The organism is Streptosporangium sp. NPDC000509 (genome assembly GCF_042898365.1).
Classification (GTDB): Bacteria; Actinomycetota; Actinomycetes; order Streptosporangiales; family Streptosporangiaceae; genus Streptosporangium.
The window spans coordinates 99,407-120,850 of record NZ_JBIAYX010000008.1 but is presented as its reverse complement, the minus strand read 5'-3'; the positions used below and the strand labels follow the sequence as shown (position 1 = coordinate 120,850).

Annotated in this window: 21 protein-coding genes; 5 read left to right on the top strand and 16 right to left on the bottom strand. The window is 70.9% G+C overall.

The window, feature by feature from the left end; translation table 11 throughout:
• The first annotated feature begins 416 nt into the window (after positions 1–416).
• Positions 417–1,139, top strand: a complete 723-nt coding sequence (locus ACFY3D_RS16510; protein ID WP_389980225.1) for a GntR family transcriptional regulator — start codon at positions 417–419, stop codon at positions 1,137–1,139.
• 46 nt (positions 1,140–1,185) lie between these two features.
• Here ACFY3D_RS16510 and ACFY3D_RS16505 read toward each other — a convergent pair whose 3' ends face one another.
• The 4 genes from ACFY3D_RS16505 to ACFY3D_RS16490 form a co-directional block, all read right to left on the bottom strand.
• Complete coding sequence (locus tag ACFY3D_RS16505; RefSeq protein ID WP_389980476.1) at positions 1,186–1,656, bottom strand: peroxiredoxin; 471 nt, start codon at positions 1,654–1,656, stop codon at positions 1,186–1,188.
• Between the two features lie 187 nt (positions 1,657–1,843).
• Positions 1,844–2,494, bottom strand: a complete 651-nt coding sequence (locus tag ACFY3D_RS16500) for a YoaK family protein (protein WP_389980223.1) — start codon at positions 2,492–2,494, stop codon at positions 1,844–1,846.
• A 300-nt stretch (positions 2,495–2,794) separates the two neighbouring features.
• Complete coding sequence (locus ACFY3D_RS16495) at positions 2,795–2,956, bottom strand: hypothetical protein (protein ID WP_389980221.1); 162 nt, start codon at positions 2,954–2,956, stop codon at positions 2,795–2,797.
• A gap of 66 nt (positions 2,957–3,022) precedes the next feature.
• Positions 3,023–4,009, bottom strand: coding sequence for a DMT family transporter (locus ACFY3D_RS16490; protein WP_389980219.1), 987 nt, complete (start codon positions 4,007–4,009; stop codon positions 3,023–3,025).
• A gap of 22 nt (positions 4,010–4,031) precedes the next feature.
• Here ACFY3D_RS16490 and ACFY3D_RS16485 point away from each other — a divergent pair, with 22 nt between their 5' ends.
• From ACFY3D_RS16485 to ACFY3D_RS16470, 4 genes are all read left to right on the top strand, one after another.
• Positions 4,032–5,429, top strand: coding sequence for a PLP-dependent aminotransferase family protein (locus tag ACFY3D_RS16485; RefSeq protein WP_389980217.1), 1,398 nt, complete (start codon positions 4,032–4,034; stop codon positions 5,427–5,429).
• Between the two features lie 268 nt (positions 5,430–5,697).
• Entirely contained in the window at positions 5,698–6,264 is a 567-nt protein-coding gene (locus ACFY3D_RS16480) for a CGNR zinc finger domain-containing protein (protein ID WP_389980215.1), read from the top strand.
• Between the two features lie 132 nt (positions 6,265–6,396).
• Positions 6,397–7,008 carry a GNAT family N-acetyltransferase gene (locus ACFY3D_RS16475; RefSeq protein WP_362501163.1) on the top strand — a complete coding sequence of 204 codons (612 nt, stop codon included), beginning with the start codon at positions 6,397–6,399 and terminating at the stop codon, positions 7,006–7,008.
• Between the two features lie 25 nt (positions 7,009–7,033).
• Positions 7,034–7,903 carry a 1,4-dihydroxy-2-naphthoate polyprenyltransferase gene (locus ACFY3D_RS16470; protein ID WP_389980213.1) on the top strand — a complete coding sequence of 290 codons (870 nt, stop codon included), beginning with the start codon at positions 7,034–7,036 and terminating at the stop codon, positions 7,901–7,903.
• A gap of 38 nt (positions 7,904–7,941) precedes the next feature.
• Here the strand turns inward: ACFY3D_RS16470 and ACFY3D_RS16465 are convergent, their stop codons facing one another.
• The 12 genes from ACFY3D_RS16465 to infB all read right to left on the bottom strand — a co-directional run bounded on the left by ACFY3D_RS16465 (position 7,942) and on the right by infB (position 21,335).
• The gene (locus tag ACFY3D_RS16465; protein ID WP_389980211.1) at positions 7,942–8,451 is read right to left on the bottom strand and encodes a GNAT family N-acetyltransferase; all 510 of its coding nucleotides are present in this window, start codon (positions 8,449–8,451) and stop codon (positions 7,942–7,944) included.
• Positions 8,420–8,596 carry a hypothetical protein gene (locus ACFY3D_RS16460; protein WP_389980209.1) on the bottom strand — a complete coding sequence of 59 codons (177 nt, stop codon included), beginning with the start codon at positions 8,594–8,596 and terminating at the stop codon, positions 8,420–8,422. Before ACFY3D_RS16460 ends, ACFY3D_RS16465 begins: the two co-directional genes overlap by 32 nt.
• A gap of 54 nt (positions 8,597–8,650) precedes the next feature.
• Positions 8,651–9,388: a 4-hydroxy-tetrahydrodipicolinate reductase gene (dapB, locus tag ACFY3D_RS16455; protein ID WP_389980207.1), complete on the bottom strand. Its 738-nt coding sequence runs from the start codon at positions 9,386–9,388 to the stop codon at positions 8,651–8,653.
• Positions 9,389–9,517: 129 nt separating this feature from the next.
• A complete protein-coding gene (locus tag ACFY3D_RS16450) occupies positions 9,518–10,831 on the bottom strand; it encodes a M16 family metallopeptidase (protein WP_389980474.1) in 1,314 nt (437 codons plus the stop codon).
• Positions 10,831–13,173, bottom strand: coding sequence for a polyribonucleotide nucleotidyltransferase (locus tag ACFY3D_RS16445; protein ID WP_389980205.1), 2,343 nt, complete (start codon positions 13,171–13,173; stop codon positions 10,831–10,833). Before ACFY3D_RS16445 ends, ACFY3D_RS16450 begins: the two co-directional genes overlap by 1 nt.
• A gap of 322 nt (positions 13,174–13,495) precedes the next feature.
• Positions 13,496–13,765, bottom strand: a complete 270-nt coding sequence (rpsO, locus tag ACFY3D_RS16440) for a 30S ribosomal protein S15 (protein ID WP_350944705.1) — start codon at positions 13,763–13,765, stop codon at positions 13,496–13,498.
• 402 nt (positions 13,766–14,167) lie between these two features.
• Entirely contained in the window at positions 14,168–15,121 is a 954-nt protein-coding gene (locus ACFY3D_RS16435) for a bifunctional riboflavin kinase/FAD synthetase (protein ID WP_389980203.1), read from the bottom strand.
• A gap of 145 nt (positions 15,122–15,266) precedes the next feature.
• The gene (gene truB / locus ACFY3D_RS16430) at positions 15,267–16,175 is read right to left on the bottom strand and encodes a tRNA pseudouridine(55) synthase TruB (protein ID WP_389980201.1); all 909 of its coding nucleotides are present in this window, start codon (positions 16,173–16,175) and stop codon (positions 15,267–15,269) included.
• 30 nt (positions 16,176–16,205) lie between these two features.
• Positions 16,206–17,213, bottom strand: coding sequence for a bifunctional oligoribonuclease/PAP phosphatase NrnA (locus tag ACFY3D_RS16425; protein ID WP_389980199.1), 1,008 nt, complete (start codon positions 17,211–17,213; stop codon positions 16,206–16,208).
• On the bottom strand, positions 17,210–17,698 hold the full coding sequence (gene rbfA / locus ACFY3D_RS16420) for a 30S ribosome-binding factor RbfA (RefSeq protein WP_389980197.1): 489 nt from the start codon (positions 17,696–17,698) through the stop codon (positions 17,210–17,212). Before rbfA ends, ACFY3D_RS16425 begins: the two co-directional genes overlap by 4 nt.
• Positions 17,699–17,766: 68 nt before the next feature.
• Positions 17,767–18,066, bottom strand: a complete 300-nt coding sequence (locus ACFY3D_RS16415; RefSeq protein ID WP_350944711.1) for a DUF503 domain-containing protein — start codon at positions 18,064–18,066, stop codon at positions 17,767–17,769.
• Positions 18,067–18,176: 110 nt separating this feature from the next.
• Positions 18,177–21,335, bottom strand: a complete 3,159-nt coding sequence (infB, locus tag ACFY3D_RS16410; protein ID WP_350944713.1) for a translation initiation factor IF-2 — start codon at positions 21,333–21,335, stop codon at positions 18,177–18,179.
• Between the last annotated feature and the right edge of the window lie 109 nt (positions 21,336–21,444).

Sequence of the window (21,444 nt, the reverse complement as noted above, 5' to 3'; positions counted from 1 at the left end):
CGGTGGACCCCGCCACCCCGCCTAACCTCCGTCCACCGATGGGCCCAAGAGCGAACATCCCCCCGAGGCGCCCGCTGCACACCGTACACGTGGATATACCCCGTCACGGCGACGGACCCCGGCGATCACACCCCTGACCCATTTATAGACAAATAAGGCTTTTGTCTACTTTGGTGGCGACACGGACTTCCCTGAACGAGAAAGAGGCCGCCGATATGTGCTCGGGGGTACACACATCGACGACCTCTACCGTTGAATCGGCGGTCCTTACGCGGGCGTTACAGGGTCTCTGAGATATTTTTGGATCCCTCTGGGGACAACGGTAAAGTTGGAGCTCCAAATCGGGGCCATTACCCTGCGTCGCGTATCGAATACGGCAGGATGGGGCAACGCCCCAGACCCCCAGGGATGGACACGTGGCAAGCTCCGATCCTGTCTACCTGCGCGTCGTCGCCGACATCCGGCGCCAGATCGTCGACGGCTCCCTTCCCCCCGGCGCCTCGATCCCCTCGCGCGCCCAGCTGACCAGGAAGTACGGCGTGGGCGAGACGGCCGCCCGGCACGCGCTGCGCGTGCTCGCCGCCGAGGGCCTCATCGTCGGCCGCGTCGGCTCGGGCCACTACGTACGGGAGCAGCCGGTGCTGCTCCCGCTGCACCGATGGCGTTTCCACGACCACCCCACCCCCTTCGGCGCCGACATCCAGCCGCAGGGCACCCGGGCCACCTGGGACTGGCGGGCCGAACCCGCCGACGCCACCCCCGACATCGCCCACCGCCTGCGGCTGGACGAATCGGCCCCGGTCACCCGCACCCACTACGTCTTCCGCGGCGACGGCAAGCCGATCCAGCTCGCCACCTCCTACGAGCCAGCCGAGTTCGGTGAGATCACGGAGGAGAGCCCCCGAAGCCTGATCGCCCGCCTGTCGGCGATCGGCGTCAAGGTCACCGAGATCGTCGAGCAGGTCTACACCCGCGTCCCGCAACCGGCCGAGAGCGACGCCCTCGCCCTGCCCGCGGGCGTCCAGGTCCTGCACGTCGAACGCACCCACTGGGCGGGGGACCGCCCGGTGGAGACGAGCGACATCGTCATCCCCGGCGACCGCTTCCGCCTCGTGTACACCCATCCCCTGCACCCCTGACCGCCGCGTCCACCGCGGCGGTAGGGCACCGCGGGACCCGTGAAGGTCAGGGACGTGGGCGGGAGCGGAGGGCTTCGAGCGCGTGGTCGGCGTGCGCCTCCGGGGAGGTCTCGCTGTGGATCACCTCCAGGAGGCGGTGGTCCACGTCGATGACGAAGGTCATCCGGCGGGTGAGAAACGGTCCCACCGCGACGGTACGGCGGGCGCCGAGGCGACGGGCGACGGTGCCATCGGGGTCGGAGAGCAGGGGAAAGCCCAGCTGGTTGGACGTGGCGAACCTCGCCTGCCGCTCGACCTGGTCGCGACTGATCCCGATCCTGGTCGCTCCCTCGGCCGCGAACTCGGCGGCCAGGTCGCGGAAGTGACAGCTCTCGAGCGTGCACCCGGAGGTCATCGCCGCCGGATAGAAGAAGAGCACCACCGGCCCCTTGGCCAGAAACTCGCTGAGCCGCCTCGGCGTGCCCGTCTCGTCGAGGAGTTCGAAGTCCTCGACCACATCTCCCACCGCGAGGCCCATGCCCACGAGTCATCTCCTTAAGTTCACCGGAGGATCTCCGCTCACCTTGGCCGTCGTGATCGGCGAGGCTGAGAGTCGGAGTCCCAACCCCATTTCTAAGCGATTCACCGTTCGAGCGACAGGCCCACAACCGACCCACCGTGGAATATCCGTTCTTCCCGTCCGGAAACCGGAAAACGGCGGATCATCACCGGCTCCCCCGGTCCGGTCGTCCCCGGAACCCGTACGGGTGCGCGACGGCGAGCGCGAGGAGCGTGAAGGCCGGGGCGACCACACCGGCCCAGGGCGGCGCGAAACGCAGGAGCAGGGACGCACAGAGGGCACCGAGGACGAGAGCGACGACGATGGCGGCGCGACGCCGGTTGTCGGTGGACCAGCCCGACGCCGAGCTCTCGAACAGCGAGGTGAGGGTGCCCGTGACGAACGTTGCCGTGATACCGGCGAGGTCGACCCGGCGGGCCGCCGCGGCCTGCATGCCCATGGCGCAGGATCCCACCCCGATCAGCGCGAGGATCACGGCCGGGCCGGGTGCGCCCCCGCTGAGCGCCCAGCCGGCGAGAAAGACGCTCTGGAGGGCCAGGTCGGCCCGCAGGAGCCTGATGACGGCCAACGGCCACAACGCGTTCCCCTCGTGACGCCCGGGCATCGTGAAGCCGATGAGAAGTCCCGCGCAGAACCCCACGCAGGCGAGGCCGGACCGCAACGCGTGGAGCACCCAGTCCTCGCGGCCGACGAGGGCGAAGAGGATGAGGTTGCCGGTCATGTTCGCGGTGAAGACGCCACCGAGCCCGAGGAAGGCGACCGCGTCCATCGCCCCCGCCGCCAGCGTCAGCAGCACGAGAGCGGCATGGCCGCGCCGCTGTACGCACCTCGTCTCGGGTGTTCGCGCCGGAACGGGCTCACCACCGCGCGTGGAAGCCGGAACGGGCGCGGACGACGGGCCGCGCAGGGGGTCCGGAACGGGCTCGCCGGACGCGGGAGCCGAAACGGATTCGGAAGGCGCGTCGGGCGCGGGCGAGGAGGACGGGCCGGCGGGTGACACCGAGGGGTCCTCCCCCTCACGGTGGGTCATGGGGCTGATCGGCCATCTGCCGTCCTCCGTGGTCATGCGGGTGCGCGCATGGTGGATCTTCCCAGCTCAGAGCGGTTTCACCCGGCTTCTCACCTTCGCAGGCAGCCGGTACGACGCCTCCCTGGCGAGATCCGCGTCGCGGGCGTGCTCCACCAGGACCCGATGGTCGTGCAGGAAGCACGGCGGGAGCGCCTGGAAACCGCCCTCCTGGATCGTCGGGTCCGCCATGGCCGCACCACTGTGACAGCTTCGTCTCACTTTTCGCAGCTGTGCGTCACATCCGTCAGGGACGCCTCAGGAGCGGGCCCGCTGCGTCAGGGCCACGCACGCGAGGACGGCCAGAGCCGCCGCGATGGTGACGGGACCGAAGAGCTCGCCGAGCAGCAGCCAGGCCCACAGCAGCGTCAGCAGCGGCTGGGCGAGCTGGGTCTGCCCGGCGCGGGCGATGCCGCCCATGGCCAGGCCCGCGTACCAGGGGATGAAGCCGAGGAACATCGAGACCAGGCCGACGTACGCGAACCCGGCGAGTGAGGCGGTGGTGGGGCGCGGATCGGTGGCCAGCGCGAGCGCGACGGTGATCGGCACGGTCAGCGGTGCGGCGAGGACGAGGGTGTGGGAGATCACCCTCCAGCCGGGGGTGTCGCGGGACAGGCGCCCGCCTTCGGTGTAGCCGACGGCGGCCGACAGCAGCGCACCGACGAGCAGCAGGTCGGCTCCGGTGATGTGACCGCCGCCCATGCTGAGGGTGAAGACGGTGATCGACACGGCTCCGAGGCCGCAGGACACCCAGAACAGCGCCCTGGGCCGCTCCCACGCCCGCAGCACCGCGCAGGCGGCGGTGGCGGCGGGCAGCAGCCCGATCACCACTGCGGCGTGCGAGGTGGAGGCCCCGGCGTGAAGCGCGAGACCGCTGAAAAGCGGGAAGCCGAACACCACGCCCGCCACGATGACGCCGTAGGACCGGAGCTGGGACCTGGGCGGCAGCAACGGCACTCTCGCCGCGAGCAGGAACAGGGCGGCCGCGACCGCGGCGACGACGGCCCGGCCGACGGCCACCAGGTAGGGGTCGAAGCCCTCCATCGCGAAGACCGTCGCCGGGAACGACCCCGAGAAGGCCAGCACCCCGAGCCCGGCCAGCAGGGTCCCCCGCCACGCCCTGCCCGGCGCCTCCGGCGGCGTCGCGCCCCCCGGCCGCCGATCGTGACGCGCCTTTGCCGGTGAGGCGAGGCCGGACAGCACCTCTGCGGGCGGGACCGTACCCGCCGCTATCCGATTTGGCACGATAGCGCTACTCTTTTCACTCATGAATGACGATAGCAGTATCGTCCGGCTCACCGCCACGCTCCGTGAGGAGGTGTCGCGGCTCCGTCCGGGCGACCGGCTGCCGTCGAGCCGGGAGCTGGTCCGGCTGCACCACGTGAGCCCGGTGACCGTGTCACGCGCGATCGGCAGGCTCGCCGCCGAAGGACGGGTGATCACCAGACCCGGCAGCGGGGCCTACGTGGCTCCGGCGATCACACGGGGCGGCGACAACACCGACATGTCATGGCAAACGGTGGCGCTCGGCGACAGGGTGGTGGACGACAGCGAGGTGAGCGGCCTTCTCGCCTCGCCGCCCGAGGGGGTCATCCCGCTCACCGGCGGCTACCTCAACCCGGCTCTGCGCCCCTCCAGGGCGCTGTCGGCCGCCGCCTCCCGCGCGCTGCGACGTCCCGACGTCTGGGAGATGCCGCCGCTGAGCGGTCTGCCCGAGCTGCGCAGGTGGTTCGCCCAGGAGTTGGGAGGTGACGTCACCCCGTCGGACGTCCTGATCGTCAGCGGCGGGCAGACGGCGCTCATTCACGCCTTTCGCGCCCTCGCGGCCCCCGGGACCCCCGTACTCGTCGAGACCCCCACCTACCCGGGCGCGCTCGCGGCCGCGCGGGCCGCGGGGCTTCGCGCGACGGCCGTGCCCATGGACCGCGAGGGGGTGCGGCCCGAACTCCTCGCGGAGGCGTTCGCCGTGACCGGCGCGCGGGTGTTCCTCTGCCAGCCGACCCTGCACAACCCCACGGGCGCGACCCTGCCCCTGGAGCGGCGCGAGCAGGTGCTGGCGATCGCCCGCGCCGCCGGGGCGTTCGTGATCGAGGACGACTACGCGCGCTACTTCACCACCGCACCCGTACCCCCGCCGATGGTCGCGCTGGACGCCCACGGAACGGTCGTGCACATCAACTCCCTGACCAAGGTCCTGTCGCCGAACCTGCGGGTCGCCGGGGTCGTCGCCCGAGGTCCGGCTGCGCGGCGCCTCCGGGCGAGCCAGCTCGTGGAGTCGTTCTTCGTCGCCAGGCCGCTCCAGGAGACGGCGCTGGAGTTCGTCGGCTCGCCCGCCTGGCGGCGTCACCTCGCCGCGCTCGGCACCGAGCTGGCGCTCCGCAGGGACACCCTCGCCGCGGCCCTCACCGCCCGGATGCCCGGCGCCACGATCCACCTCGTTCCTCGAGGCGGCCTGCACCTGTGGGTACGGCTCCCCGAGGACCGGGACGAGGAGAGTGCGGTGGAGGCCGCCAGGAGGGCGGGAGCCCTGGTGAGTCCCGGGCGCATCTACTACCCGGCCGAGCCTCCGGGCCCGCGCATCAGGGTGACCCACTCGGCGGCCGTCCACACGGCCGAGCTGGTCGAGGGCGTACGCAGGCTGGCGACGGCCCTCAACGACCACTGACCGTCTGGTCACCCTCGCGGGGACTCGGAGGCGCCCCCTGCCCCGAACCCCCGCGAGAGTGGTCAGCCGACCGCGAAGACCTCCTCTTCACACCCTCATGATCATGATCTCTCCTCCGGTACGACGTGCGCCTGCCGGCCTCCTTGAACGCGAGATAGACCAGGTACCACATGCGCACTTCCCATCAAAACACCATCTATCGCGTTATGCAGGTGTTGAAAGTAACACAACCCCCTAATGCCGTACAGTGGTTGCGAAGAGGGAAGAGGTGAGCGACGCCATGGGCAACCCCTCCGACCTGGTGATCGACTTCGTGAACACGTACGACGTCGAGGAGCGGACCGACTCGATCCCCTCCCCGGCCGCGCTCACCGCCTGGCTCGCCGGGCGGGATCTGATCGGCCCCGGGGACACCGCCGACGAGCGGGATCTGGCGACGGCCGCCGATCTTCGCGAGGCACTCCGCGAGGCGCTCCGTCACAACCACGACCGCCCCGGCGAGACCGGCGACGGTCACGAGGCGGAGCTGTCGAGGCCCTTCGCCGCCCTCCCGCTACGCGTCGCCCTCACCGCCTCAGGGCCGGTGCTCGAACCGGTCGCGACGGGGGTGCCCGGAGGGCTGGCCGGGATCGTCGCCGCCGTGATGGGCACCCGTTCCGACGGGATGTGGCCGCGCCTGAAGGTCTGCACCGAGAGCACCTGCCAGTGGGCGTTCGTCGACTCCTCCAAGAACCGCTCACGCTCGTGGTGTTCCATGAAGGTCTGCGGCAACCGTACGAAGACAAGGGCATATCGGGCCCGACGGCAGATGGAGCCGGGTTCACGTCATCTCTGAGTCGGATTCCCCGATACGGTGTAAGAGCCTGTCTCACGGATCCACCCGCCTGATGCCCGCTCGCGTGGCACGAGATCCATGAGACAGCGCGTTCCGAGGCGACGGCAGACGGCAGAGAAGGAGCGGGCCGAGATGGCAGACGTAGGCGTGCGGGCGGCTCGGCACGATGATGTCGCCGCGGTGACGGGCACCCAGATCCGCGCGTGGAGATACGGCTACCGGGACTTCCTTCCCGAAGGACCGCTGGAGCAGATGACCGGCCCCGCGGCCGAGAACATGTGGCGACAGCAGTGGGACGACGCGATCACCTCGCCGCCCAGCCGCCGGCACCGCGTACTGGTGGCCGTGGAGCAGGTCGTCCTCGACACCGACGCCTTCCCGGCGCTCGGCCCGGGCGGCATCGAGGCCATGGCCGCGCTGCAGGGCGCGGAGAAGATCGCCGGTCTGGCGTCACACGCCCCGGCGGAGGATCCCGACCTCGACCCGACCACCGCCGGAGAGATGCTCACGTTCCTGATCGACCCCGACCACGTCCGGCGCGGCCACGGCAGCAGGCTGCTGAACGCCACGGTCGACTACCTCCGTGACGACGGCTACCACACCATCGTGACCTGGGTCTTCGCCGAGAACTACGCGGTGCGGGGCTTCCTGGAGTCCGCCGGGTGGGGCGCCGACGGGGCCGAGCGGGTCATCGACATGGGCCGTACGGTGCGGATGATCCGCCTGGCGACCGACATCAGCTAGAGCCCGAGAGGAACGCCGCAACGCCATGGCCACCCCGAGCCAGTGGATCGCCGGAGCACGCCCGCGCACCCTCCCCGCCGCCGTCGTCCCCGTCGCGATCGGCACCGGAGTCGCGATCGGATACGGCGGAGGAGTGTGGTGGCGGGCCCTGCTGGCCCTGTTCGTGGCCCTCGCCCTCCAGGTGGGCGTCAACTACGCCAACGACTACAGCGACGGGGTGCGCGGCACCGACTCCGACCGGGTCGGTCCGATGCGCCTGGTCGGCTCGGGCGCCGCGCCCCCTCGTCAGGTCCTCGTCGCGGCCCTCGCCTGCTTCCTCGCCGCCGCGGTGGCCGGCCTGGTGCTCGTCGCGGTCACCGGGGCCTGGTGGCTGCTGCTGGTCGGCGCGGCGGCGATCGCCGCGGCCTGGTTCTACACCGGCGGTTCCAGCCCGTACGGCTACCGGGCGCTGGGCGAGGTCTCGGTCTTCGTGTTCTTCGGCCTGGTGGCGGTGACGGGCACCACCTACGTCCAGCTCGAACACCTGCCCTGGCTCGCGGTGGTGGCCGCCGTCCCGGCCGGCCTGCTGGCCTGTGCGATGCTCGTGGTCAACAACCTGCGCGACATCGTGACCGACGGCCCCGCGGGCAAGCGCACCATGGCCGTGGTGCTCGGTGACACCCGCACCCGCGTCCTCTACACCCTCTGCCTCGTCCTGCCCCTGGTGATCGCGCTCGCGCTCGCGCCGTGGCGGCCCTTCGCGGCCCTGGCACTGCTCGCCGCCCCGCTCGCCGTCGCCCCGGTCAAGGCGGTCCGGGCGGGTGCCACAGGTCCGGCGCTCATCGCGACGCTCCAGCAGACGGGCCGCTTCCAGCTCGTGTACGGCCTGCTGCTCACCGTCGGCCTCGCCCTCTGATCTTCAAACGCTCCCCGGCCGCACCCGGCCGAGGCCCTTCACAGGATCCGGCGCATCACGACGCGGGGGACGATCTCGATACCCAGTTCCCGTTCGTGGCGCACCAACTCGGCCATCTCCGGCCCCCACTCGGCCGGGTCGAGCACGACGAAGCCGCGCCGGGCGTACCAAGGTGCGTTCCAGGACACGTCGCGGTAGGTCGTCAGCGTCACGGCGGCGAAGCCGGTCGAGGCCGCGTGCTCGCAGACGGCCTCCAGCAGGCGCCCACCGGCACCCCTGCGCCCATGGTCGGGATGGACGGCCAGCTGGTCGAGGTGGAGTTGCCCGTCGACCAGGCCGACCATGGCGAACCCGATCGGCGGGTCACCCGCGACGAGCACCCGTCCTGGGTCCTCGGTCTCCTCGATCATCGTGGTCCCCGGCGGAAAGGTGATCCCGACCTCGGCGAACAGCCCGTCGGCCGCCAGTTCCACCGCCGCCAGCCCGGACAACTCCTCCGGCCGCGCCCAGCGAACCTCAGTCGAAGTCGAAGATCGAGTGTTTGTCATGGAACTGGAGGATATTGCGGCATCGCTCGCAGATCATCAGGGTTAACCGGTGCGAGGTGATGCCCCAGCGACTGTCGAGCCTGCCCGTCTCCTTGCGGAACTCCGTGCCGCGACAGAGCGGGCAGGCGAGCTCAGGGTGCGTCATACTCGCGCGACGAACGGCGCCAGGCCGGGGGCCAGGGCCCCACGGGGCGGGTGCTCAGAGGTCGAGAAGGGGCTCCAGGCCGACGGTCAGGCCGGGCAGCTCACGGACCCGGCGCACGCCCAGGAGCACCCCCGGGGTGAACGACGAGCGGTTCATGGTGTCGTGGCGGATGGTGAGGATCTCGCCGTCGCCGCCCAGGATCACCTCCTGGTGGGCGATGAGCCCGGCCAGCCGCACCGCGTGCACCCGGACCCCGTCGACGTCGGCGCCGCGCGCCCCGTCGAGCTCCGTGCTGGTGGCGTCGGGCATCGGCGCGGAGCCCGCCTTGCGCCGGGCATCGGCGATCAGCTCGGCCGTGCGGCGGGCGGTGCCCGAGGGCGCGTCGGCCTTGTTCGGGTGGTGCAGCTCGACGATCTCGGCCGACTCGAAGTAGCGGGCGGCCTGCTGGGCGAAGTGCATCATGAGCACGGCCGCGATGCCGAAGTTGGGGGCGATCAGCGCGTTGACGCCGGGGTTGGCGTCCAGCCAGCCCTTGACGGTCGCCAGCCGCCCGGCGTCGAAGCCGGTGGTGCCGACCACCGGGTGGATGCCGTGGGAGACGCACCATTCGAGGTTGCCCATCACGACGTCGGGGTGGGTGAAGTCGACCACCACCTCGGCGCCTTCCAACGCCTCGATCGGGTCGCCCTGGTCGACGGCCGCGACCAGCTCCATATCGTCCGCCGCCTCGACGGCCCTGCACACTTCGACACCGACGCGCCCTCGGGCGCCGAGAACTCCAACCCTGATCACGGCCCCAAGGCTATACCGTGCGGGCCCGCCGGGCTGTCGCGGACCACCGGGTCCGGCCCTCCGGGAGCGCCCCCGAAGACACGGGCGGCCCCCGCGCGGGATGCGCCGGGGCCGCGACAGGCGGGGTCGTCAGCCGGTGACGACCGCGCTGAAGTCCCTGTCCTCCTCGTAGGGGCCGATGACCGCGAGGGACATCGGGCGGGTGAGGACGTCCGAGGCGACCTCGGCGATCTGCTCCGGGGTCACCGCGTCGATCCTGGCGAGCAGGTCGTCGACGGAGAGCAGCTCGTCGAAGACCAGTTCGCCCTTGCCGATCCTGGACATCCGGGAGCCGGTGTCCTCCAGGCCGAGCACGAGGCCGCCGCGCATCTGGCCCTTGCCGCGGACGATCTCCTCCTCGGTGATGCCGTCGGTGACCACGCGGAGCACCTCCTCACGGCAGATCTTCAGCACGTCGTCGATCTTCGACGGCAGGCAGCCGACGTAGATGCCGAACTGTCCGGTGTCGGCGAGGGCGGAGGTGTAGGAGTACGCCGAGTAGGCCAGGCCCCTCTTCTCCCTGATCTCCTGGAACAGCCGCGAGGACATGCCGCCGCCGAGCGCCGCGTTGAGCACCCCGAGCGCGAAGCGGCGCTCGTCGGTGCGGGTCAGCGCGGTCGTGCCGAGGACCAGGTTCGCCTGCTCGGTCGGCCGGTGGACCACCCGCGTGCCGGAGCGCAGCTCCACGCCGGGCCCCGACACGCGCGGGGGCACCGGCGAGGCGTCCCCGCCCAGGGCCCCGGCCCGCTCATAGGCGGCGGCGACGAGAGCCACGACCCGCTCGTGGTCGACGTTGCCCGCCACCGACACCACGGTGTGGGTCGGCAGGTAGAAACGCCGGTAGTACTCGGCGATCCGGTCGCGGGTGACCGCGGTGATCGAGTCGACCGTGCCGAGGATCGGCCTGCCGACCGGCGTGTCACCGTACAGCTCCGCGGAGAACTGCTCGTGCACCACGTCGGAGGGGTCGTCGTCGTGCATGGCGATCTCCTCCAGGATCACGCCACGCTCGGCCTCGACGTCCTCCTCGGTGATGAGCGAGGAGGTCACCACGTCGGCGAGCACGTCGATCGCTACCCGCAGGTCCTCGTCGAGGACCCGCGCGTAGTAGCAGGTGTACTCCTTGGCGGTGAAGGCGTTGATCTCACCGCCGATGCCCTCGATGGCCGCGGAGATCTCCAGGGCGTCCCGGGTCGGCGTGCCCTTGAACAGCAGGTGCTCAAGGAAGTGGGAGGAGCCCATGTGCTGGGGGGACTCGTCTCTCGATCCGATGCCGACCCACATGCCGACCGCGACGGAACGCACGGTCGGCATGGACTCGGTCACCACCCGGAGCCCACCGGGAAGGACGGTGCGCTTCACGACCCCGGCGCCGTCCTTGCCGGGGTGCAGAGTGGTGGTGATCACGAGTTGCGGTCTTCCCCTCCGCCGCCACCGCGGTTGCCACCGCCGCTGTTGCTGCTGCGGGTGCGGGTGCGACGGGGCCGCTCCTCGCGGGGCCGCTCGTCGGCGGACGCCTCGGCCGCCGGGGCGGCCGACGTCTCGGTGTCGCCGGACTCGGCCTTGGCCGCGGCCTCCTTCTCGATGACCTCGACGGGCACCAGGGAGAGCTTGCCGCGGGAGTCGATCTCGGCGATCTCCACCTGGACCTTCTCGCCGACGTTCATGACGTCCTCGACGTTCTCGATGCGCTTGCCGCCGTGCAGCTTGCGGATCTGGGAGACGTGCAGGAGGCCGTCCTTGCCCGGCATGAGGGAGATGAAGGCGCCGAAGGCGGCGATCTTGACGACCGTGCCCAGGTAGCGCTCGCCGACCTCCGGCATGTGCGGGTTCGCGATGGCGTTGATCGCCGACCTGGCCGCCTCGGCGGACGGGCCGTCGGTGGCGCCGATGTAGATGGTTCCGTCGTCTTCCAGGGTGATCTCGGCGCCGGTGTCGTCCTGGATCTGGTTGATCATCTTGCCCTTCGGGCCGATGACCTCTCCGATCTTGTCCACCGGAATCTTGATCGTGATGATGCGCGGAGCCGTCGCGTTCATCTCCGCCGGGGAGTCGATGGCCTCCTGCATCACGTCGATGATCGCCAGGCGGGCGCCCTTGGCCTGCCTCAGCGCGGCCGCCAGCACGGAGGCCGGAATGCCGTCCAGCTTCGTGTCGAGCTGGAGCGCGGTGATGACGTCCTTGGTGCCGGCGACCTTGAAGTCCATGTCGCCCATCGCGTCCTCGGCGCCGAGGATGTCGGTCAGCGTGACGTACTGGTCGCCCTCGTTGATGAGGCCCATCGCGATGCCCGCGACGATGCCCTTGAGCGGGACACCCGCGTCGAGCAGCGCCATCGTCGAGGCGCAGACCGACCCCATCGAGGTCGAGCCGTTGGAGCCCAGCGCCTCGGAGACCTGGCGGATCGCGTAGGGGAACTCCTCGCGCGCCGGCAGCACCGGCAGCAGCGCCCGCTCGGCGAGCGCGCCGTGCCCGATCTCGCGCCGCTTGGGCGAGCCCACCCGGCCGGTCTCACCGGTGGAGTAGGGGGGGAAGTTGTAGTTGTGCATGTAGCGCTTGGTGCGCTCGGGGTTCAGCGTGTCGATCATCTGCTCCATACGGAGCATGTTGAGCGTGGTGATGCCCAGGATCTGGGTCTCGCCGCGCTCGAACAGGGCCGAGCCGTGCACCCGGGGTACGACGTGGACCTCGGCGCTGAGCTGCCTGATGTCCTTGACGCCGCGGCCGTCGATGCGGACGCCCTCGGCGATGACCCGCTCGCGCATGAGCTTCTTGGTCAGCGACCGGAACGCGGCGCCGAGCTCCTTCTCGCGGCCCTCGAAGTCGGGGCCGACCTTCTCCAGCACCAGGGCCTTGACCCTGTCGAGCTCGATCTCGCGCTCCTGCTTGCCGGCGATGGTGAGCGCGGCGGCGAGCTCGCTGCGCACCGCGCCGGTCACCGCCTCCAGGACGTCGTCCTGGTAGTCGAGGAACAGCGGGTATTCGGCGGTCTCCTTGGCGGCGACCTTCGCGACCTTGGCCTGCGCCTCGCACAGCACCTTGATGAACGGCTTGGCGGCCTCAAGGCCCTGGGCCACGGTCTCCTCGGTCGGAGCCACCGCGCCCTCGGCGACGAGCTTGAGCGTGTCGCGGGTGGACTCGGCCTCGACCATCATGATCGCGACGTCGCCGTCGTCCAGGACCCGGCCCGCGACCACCATGTCGAAGGTGGCACTGGCCAGCTCGGTGTTGGTCGGGAAGGCGACCCACTGGCCCTCGATCAGCGCGACGCGGACGCCGCCGATCGGGCCGGAGAACGGCAGCCCGGCGAGCTGGGTGGACAGGGACGCGGCGTTGATCGCCACGACGTCGTACAGGTGCTCGGGGTGGAGCGCCATGATGGTGGCGACCACCTGGATCTCGTTGCGCAGGCCCTTGACGAACGAGGGGCGCAGCGGCCGGTCGATCAGGCGGCAGGTGAGGATGGCGTCCTCGGAGGGACGGCCCTCACGCCGGAAGAACGAGCCGGGAATGCGGCCCGCGGCGTACATTCGCTCCTCGACGTCCACCGTGAGGGGGAAGAAGTCGAGGTTCTCCTTGGGATTCTTGGACGCGGTGGTCGCTGAGAGGACCATCGTGTCGTCGTCGAGATAGACGACGGCGGAACCCGCCGCCTGGCGCGCGAGCCGTCCGGTCTCGAACCGGATGGTACGTGTGCCGAATGAGCCGTTGTCGATGACGGCTTCGCTGCTGTGGACACCCTCCACGGGGGACCTCCTTGTGGATCGGTCGCCCGCGTCCGGCCAGACGCACGTGTCGCGCCTGGTTCGTCGTGTTTTGCCGGCTCCCCGTAGGTGCAGCGCCGGTCTTCGATCGAAGCGCCCGGTTCCGTATGGCTTTGTGCCATGATGACCGGGGGCCACTACCGAGGACCGGCCCTCCGACGCCGTGGGGCGCGCTTGCTTGCGGACGCGGGGCACTGTCTCGGCTATTCAGTTTGCTCACCGGGGCGACGTCTTCGTGGCGCGACGCGCCGACATCGTCCCCCATGAGATGAGGGAGCGGCGCGGACGCCACTCCCTCACAACACTATCGGCGCAGGCCGAGCCGCTCGATGAGCGAGCGGTAGCGCGCGATGTCCTTGCTCTGCAGGTACTTCAGCAGCCGGCGGCGGCGGCCGACGAGCAGCAGCAGGCCACGGCGGCTGTGGTGGTCGTGCTTGTGCACCTTCAGGTGCTCGGTGAGCTCGCTGATGCGCTTGCTCAGCAGCGCGATCTGCACCTCGGGGGAACCGGTGTCGGTCTCACCCTTGGCGTAGTCACCGATGATCTTCTTCTTTGCTGCGGTGTCGAGAGACACTTTTCTCCTTGGACCTCTGCGGGCACGCGCAATTCCGGCTCCCCGAACGACCGTGCGTGCCTACAGTCGCCGTGGCGAGATCAGCACCGGGATCATACGACACCGGTTACAGAGCTGACATGCCAGGCTACCACCGGCTTCGCGACCCCCGCACATCCTGTGAGAGCCCGGCGAGTCTCACCCGAAACCCCTACAGGACCGGCATTTCGGCCTCCGAGGTCCACGTGACGCGAGGGCCGTGTGACACGGGGGCCGGGTGGGACCGGACATGAGATCGAGCACAGGATCGGGCACGGAATCGCGCACGGAACCGGGCAGGGGATCGGGCACGGAACCGGAATTCCGGGGTCGGCGTGGCATGAGGACCGGCCGGGACCCCCGCGGGCCCCCTCCCGGAGGTGGTCAGCTCGTCAAGCGCCGGACCTCGTCCACGTCGGCGTGGATCTGCGCGACGAGAGCCTCGATCGAGTCGAACCTGGTGTTGCCGCGCAGCCTGGGCCCGAAGTCGACGGCCACGTGCGCGCCGTAAAGATCGAGGTCGTCGCGGTCGAGGGCGTACGCCTCGACGGTGCGGGGCACCCCCTCGAAGGTCGGGTTGGTGCCTACGGAGATCGCTGCGGGCCAGCGCTCGCCGCCGTACACCGCGGGCAGGTTGCCGGTCTCGACACCCTGCAGCCAACCGGCGTAGACGCCGTCCGCGGGGATGGCGGTGAACTCCGGCGACTCCAGGTTCGCCGTCGGGAAACCGAGCTGCCGGCCGCGCTGGTAACCGCGGACGACCACGCCCTCGACCCGGTGCGGACGGCCGAGCGTCTGCCGGACCGCCTCCATGTCGCCGGAGGCGATCTGCTCGCGGATCAGGGTGGAGGAGATCGTCTCCCCGTCGCTGACCAGCGGGACCGCCTCGGCCACGAAGTCGTACTTCTCCCCCAGGGTGCGCAGCGTCTCCACGTCGCCGGAGGCCTTGTGGCCGAAACGGAAGTTCTCCCCCACCACGACCCCGGCGGCGTGCAGCCGGTCGACGAGGACGGTCTGCACGAACTCGTCCGGGCTCATCCGGGAGAACTCCAGCGTGAACGGCAGGACGCACACCGCGTCGACGCCCAGGCCCGCGAGGAGCTCGGTGCGGTGCCTCGCCGTCGTCAGCCTCGGAGGGTGCGTACCCGGCCGCACGACCTCCTCGGGATGCGGGTCGAAGGTCACCACCACCGAGGGAACCCCGAGACGAGCGGCCATCCCGACGGCACGGGCCACCATCTGCTGGTGCCCGCGGTGAACGCCGTCGAAGACGCCGATCGTGACGACGGACCTGCCCCAGTCTTCGGGCACGTCGTCCAATCCGTGCCAGCCTCGCACCGCAGCCTCTTCCCTCGTAGCGGATGAACCCCTAAAGCCTGCCATGCTCTGAGCCCTTCCCCCCAATCGGGGAGCCCCTTGCCCGTGGCGCGCCCCTCGCCGCGAAAGGTCCGGGACAACACCCGAGACGACGACGGACGGCCCGTCAGGGGACGAAGACGGCCAGGGACCTGGCGACCTGGCCACGCTCCTCCATCAGCGCCACCAGGGTGCCGTCGGGGGCGAACACCCCGATCGGCCCGCTCCCCGCGCCCAGCGCGGGCAGCCGCCCGCCGTGCGCGACGGTGGCCGCCTCTTCGGCGGTCACGTCCCGGCGGGGAAAGGCCGCCGCGACCGCGTCGGCCATCGGCAGGATCACGCACTCGGCGGCGAGGTGCTCCAGGGTGTGGGCCACCGACAGGTCGTAGGGACCCACCCGGGTACGGCGCAGGGCGGTCAGATGACCGCCGACGCCCAGGTCGGCGCCGAGATCACGGGCGAGCGCGCGGATGTAGGTGCCACTGGAACAGGACACCGAGGCGTCGACGTCGACGAGGTCGCCGAACTCACCGTGCCGGCGCACGGCGGTGATCTCGAAGCTCGACACGGTCACCTGGCGAGCCTTGAGCTCGACCTCCTCCCCCGCCCTCGCCCGTTTGTAGGCTCGCTCGCCGTTCACCTTGATCGCGCTGACCTGCGGCGGGATCTGCATGATCGGGCCGGTCAACGTGGCGACGCCCTTCCTGATGTCCTCCTCGGTGACCTGCCCCGCCGGCACCGACGCGGTGATCTCGCCCTCGGCGTCGTCGGTGTTGGTGGTCTGACCGAGGCGGATCGTGGCGTCGTAGCCCTTCTCGGTGAGCGCGAGGTGGCCGAGCAGGCGGGTGGCCTTCTCGACACCGACCACCAGCACGCCGGTGGCCATCGGGTCGAGGGTGCCCGCGTGACCGACCTTGCGGGTGCCCGCGATGCCGCGGAGCTTGGCCACCACGTCGTGCGAGGTCCACTCGGCGGGCTTGTCAACGATGATCAGTCCGCTCGGCGGCGGGGTGCGCTTGGCGCGGGCCGTACTCATTGTGGTCCTCACAGGCGTGCGGTGAAGGGCTTACAGCAGTGCCCGGAGACTCGCGATCGTCTCCTCGACGGGCTGGTGGGAGGTGAAACCCGCCGCCTTGGCGTGCCCGCCGCCTCCCAGCGCGACGCTGACGCGCGAGACGTCCACCCCGCCCTTGGAGCGCATGGAGACCTGCCAGACGCCGTCGTCGTCCTCCTTGAGAATCGTGGCGACGTCCGCCTCGTCGGTGCGCCGGATCACGTCGATCATCCCCTCGACCTCGTCGTACGGCAGCCCGTACGCGGCGCGGTCGGCTCGGGTGACGAACGTCCAGACCAGGCCACCGCCCACCTCGGGCTCCAGGCGCACCCTGCCGAGCACGACGCCGAGCACCTTCAGGTAGCCGAACGGAGAGCGATCCCACAGCTCGCGGGAGATCTTCTCGGGATCGAGCCCGGTGTCGAGCAGCCGGGCGGCCATCGCGTGCGCCTCCGGGGTGGTGGAGGAGTGCCTGAAGGAGCCGGTGTCGGTGACGAGCCCGACGTACAGGCAGGTCGCGATGTCCTTGTCGATCGGCAGGCCGAGCCGGTGGATCAGCTCCTCGGCGAGCACGGCGGTGGCCGCGGCGTCGGGATCGACCAGGTTGAGGGTGCCGAACCCGGTGTTGGACGGGTGGTGGTCCAGCACGACCAGCTCGTTCGCCTTGACCGTGTTGCCGGTCAGCACGCCGAGACGCCCGACGGTGGGGACGTCGAAGGTGACCATCACCTCGGGCGCGGCGGGATAGTGCGCGGGGTCGGCCAGCAGCTCCTGCCCCGGCAGGAAACGCAGCAGCCTGGGCACACTGAAGCGCCGGTCGCCGAAGGAGGCGGTGACCCGCTTGCCCGCCGCGCGCAGTGCGAGCCCGACGGCGAGCATCGAGCCGAGCGCGTCACCGTCGGGTGAGACGTGACAGGCGAGCGCGATCTCGTCCGCGGCGGAGATGAGCTCGACGGCCCGTGCCCAGTCCTGGCCGGACACCGGACCGGCCGAGCCGTCGTCACGCGAGGCGGGCGTCACGTCGCGGAGCGTCCCGCGCGTTCCGGGGATTCGTCTTCCTCGTCCCCGGATTCGTCGCCGTCTTCCCTGTCCTCGGGCTTGCGGTAGGGGTCGGCGTCCCCGGCGTGCGACGCCCCTTCGGCCCGCTTGGCGATCTCCACGTCCCTGGCCTTCGCCTCGGCGAGCAGATCCTCCAGATGACGGGCGCTGTCAGGGAGCGGGTCGTGGGTGAACGTCAGCGTCGGCGTGTGGCGCAGCCCCGTCTGGCGGCCCACCTCCGAGCGGATGAGCCCCTTGGCGCTCTCCAGTGCCATGGCGGAGTCGGCCCGCTCGGCCTCGGAGCCGAACACGGTGTAGAACACCGTGGCCTCGCCCAGGTCGTTGGTGATGCGGGTGTCCGTCACGGTCACGAACCCCAGCCTGGGGTCCTTGATGCGGCGCTCCAGCATCTCCGCCACGATCTGCTGGATCCGATCGGCGATCTTGCGCGCGCGTGCGGCGTCCATAGCTCCCCCCTTCTCACGGGGATGGCCGGTGGCGGTAGGGGTTCTTCCGCGACCGGCCGTCTCCGTATCTAGTCTTCGTCCTCGTTGTAGAGCCGATGTCTGGCGGACAGCAGCTCGATCTCCGGGTGGAAGGCGATCAGGCGCTCGCAGTCGTCGAGCACCTCACCGCAGTTGGCGGCGGTGGCGGAGACGACCGCGATCCCGATCTCGGTACGGCGATGCAGGTCAAGATGACCGGTCTCCGCGACGGCCACATTCGGGAACCGTCGCCGCACCTCCGCGACGATGGGACGCACCACCGAGCGCTTCTGCTTCAGCGAGTGGACGTCGCCGAGCAGGATGTCCAATGTCAGTGCACCTACATACATGGTGGGTCACTCGCCACGATCGACACCGTGCCACGGGCTCGGGTCCCGCCCACCGGCCGCGCACCCGAGGGTGCGCGGCCGATGGAACGGTTTCCCTGCCTGCCGAGGCATCAGGTTCGCGGCTTCTCCCGCATCTCGAAGGTCTCGATGACGTCATCGATCTTGATGTCGTTGTAGCCGACACCGATACCGCACTCGAACCCTTCGCGGACCTCGGTCGCGTCGTCCTTGAAACGGCGCAGCGAGGAGACGGTGAGGTTGTCGGAGATGACGACCCCGCCGCGGATGATCCGGGCCTTGCTGTTGCGGACGATCGTGCCCGAACGGACCAGCGCACCGGCGATGTTGCCGATCTTCGGCACCTTGAAGACCTCGCGGACTTCGGCGGTGCCCATCTGGACCTCTTCGAACTCCGGCTTGAGCATGCCCTTGAGGGCCGCCTCGATCTCCTCGATCGCCTGGTAGATGACCGAGTAGTAGCGGATGTCGACGCCCTCGCGCTCGGCCAGATCGCGCGCCCTGACCTCGGGACGCACGTTGAAGCCGATGATGACGGCGTTGTCGTCGGCGACCGCCAGGTTGACGTCGTACTCGGTGATCGCACCGACGGCGCGGTGGAGCACCCGCAGGCGCACCTCGTCGCCGACATCGATCTTGAGCAGCGCGTCTTCCAGGGCTTCGACGGAACCGGAGACGTCACCCTTGATGATGAGCTTGAGCTCGTCGACCTGGCCCTTCTCCATCTCGCTGAAGAGCTCTTCGAGGGTGCGGCGACGGCCGGACCTGGCCATGTCCGCGATGCGCTTGCGCGCGGCGCGCTGCTGGGCGATCTGGCGCGCCATCCGGTCGTCGGTGACGACGATGAAGTTGTCACCGGCTCCCGGCGTCGCGGTCAGACCGAGGACCTGCACCGGACGGGACGGGTCGGCCTCCGGGATCGCCTCGCCCTTGTCGTCGAGCATCGCCCGGACGCGGCCGAAGGCCTCGCCACAGACGATCGAGTCTCCGACGCGGAGCGTGCCGCGCTGGACCAGCACGGTCGCGACCGGGCCGCGGCCCTTGTCGAGGTGCGCCTCGATGGCGACGCCCTGGGCGTCCATCGTGGCGTTGGCCCGCAGGTCGAGCTCGGCGTCCGCGGTGAGCAGGATGGCCTCGAGCAGCTGCTCGATGCCGATCCCGTTCTTGGCGGAGATGTCGACGAACATCGTGGTGCCGCCGTACTCCTCGGCGACCAGACCGTACTCGGTGAGCTGGGCGCGCACCTTGCTCGGGTCCGCCCCCTCCTTGTCGACCTTGTTGACCGCGACGACGATCGGCACGTCGGCCGCCTGGGCGTGGTTGAGCGCCTCGATGGTCTGCGGCTTCACGCCGTCGTCGGCCGCGACGACCAGGACGGCGATGTCGGTCACCTTGGCGCCTCGGGCACGCATGGCGGTGAACGCCTCGTGACCCGGGGTGTCGATGAAGGTGATCTTCCGCTCTTCGTCCTCGTGCGTGGTGGCGATCTGGTAGGCACCGATGTGCTGGGTGATGCCACCCGCCTCCCGCGCCACCTCGTTGGTGTTGCGGATGGCGTCGAGCAGCTTGGTCTTACCGTGGTCGACGTGACCCATGACGGTCACCACCGGCGGGCGGGCGACCAGGTCGGACTCGTCGCCCTCGTCCTCGCCGAACTCGATGTCGAAGGTCTCCAGGAGCTCGCGGTCCTCCTCCTCCGGGCTGACCACAAGCAGGTTGTAGTCGAGCTCGGCGGCCAGAAGCTGGAGCGTCTCCTCGTTGACCGACTGCGTGGCGGTCACCATCTCGCCCAGGTGCAGCATGATCTGCACCAGGGACGCCGGGATCGCGCCGATCTTGTCGGCGAAGTCCGACAGGGAGGCGCCGCGCGACAGGCGGATCGTCTGCCCGTTGCCGCGAGGAGCCTGCACGCCGCCGATCGCCGGGGCCTGCATGTTGTCGAATTCCTGACGCCGCTGGCGCTTGGACTTGCGACCGCGGGTCGGGCGTCCGCCGGGACGGCCGAACGCGCCCGCGGTGCCTCCACCGCGACCACGGCCACCACCACCGGGACGACCGGCGAAACCGCCGCCGCCACCACCGGGGCCACCGGTTCCGGTGCCGGGACGACCCGCGCCGCCACCGCCACCCGGGCGACCGGCGAAGCCGCCGCCACCACCGGGACGACCGCCGCCACCGGGACGACCGGCGCCGCCACCCGGGCGACCGGCACCCGCGCCGCCACCGGGACGGCCGGCGCCACCGCCGCCGGGACCGGCGGGCCGGCCCTGGGGCATCATCATCGGGCTGGGACGCGGACCACCCGGACGCGGGCCACCGGGACCACCGGCGCCGCCACCGGGACGCGGGCCACCGGCGCCGGGCCCCGGACGCGGGCCACCCGATCCGGGCGGGCCGGAACGGGCGCCGGGCGGACGGGGACCGGCGTTGTCGCGGTCCTGGCGAGGACCGCGGTCCTCGCGGGGGCCGGGACGCGGGCCTCTGTCGCCGGGGCCGCCGTCACGGCCGGGGCCACCGGGACCACCGGGGCCGCCACCGCGCGGCGGACGGGCCTGGCCCATGCCGCTCGCGTTCGAGGAGAACGGGTTGTTACCGGGGCGCGGACCGCGCGGGCCCGGACGCGGGCCGGGCTTGGGCGCACCGGCGCCGGGGGCACCGGCACCGGGCCTGGGGCCCGAGGGTGCTCCACCGGGACCGCCCGAGGGACGACCGCCCTCGGGGCGCGCCTCGGGGCGCTGTGCGGGACCCGGACGCGGGGCGGGCCTGGGACCCGGCTTGGGGCCGGGGGTCGGGCGTCCGCTCTCGGTGCGGGGCGCCTCGAACCGCGGTGCCTGCACCTGCGGCGGCTGCTGACGCGGCGGCTGCGGGGGCTGGACCGGCGGAGCCGGAGGAACCACCGGCGGGGCCGCCTGCGGCGCGGGGGCCGCGGGACGGGCCTGCACGGGCCCCGGACGAGGACCCGGCCTGGGGGCCGGACCCGGCTTGGGGATGGATGTCGGCGCCGAGGTGGCACCGTTTGGCTGGCCGTCACCCGGCCGAGGGGCCGCCTGAGGCGGCCTGGGGCCTCTGCCCCTGTCGGACGAGCCCTTACTGGGGCCGCCCAAAGCTTCCGTGAGCCTGCGGACTACCGGTGCTTCGATAGTCGAGGACGCCGAACGCACGAACTCGCCCATCTCCTGGAGCTTGGCCATCACGACCTTGCTCTCCACACCGAACTCCTTGGCGAGCTCGTATACCCGGACCTTCGCCACTGCACTCCCTTGTCTCGGCCCGGGAGGCGGTGCCGCCGGACCGTCGTTACGTTGACGTACTCATCGCCGCATGCTCATCAGGCGCTCATAGCTATCTGACCAGCCCATC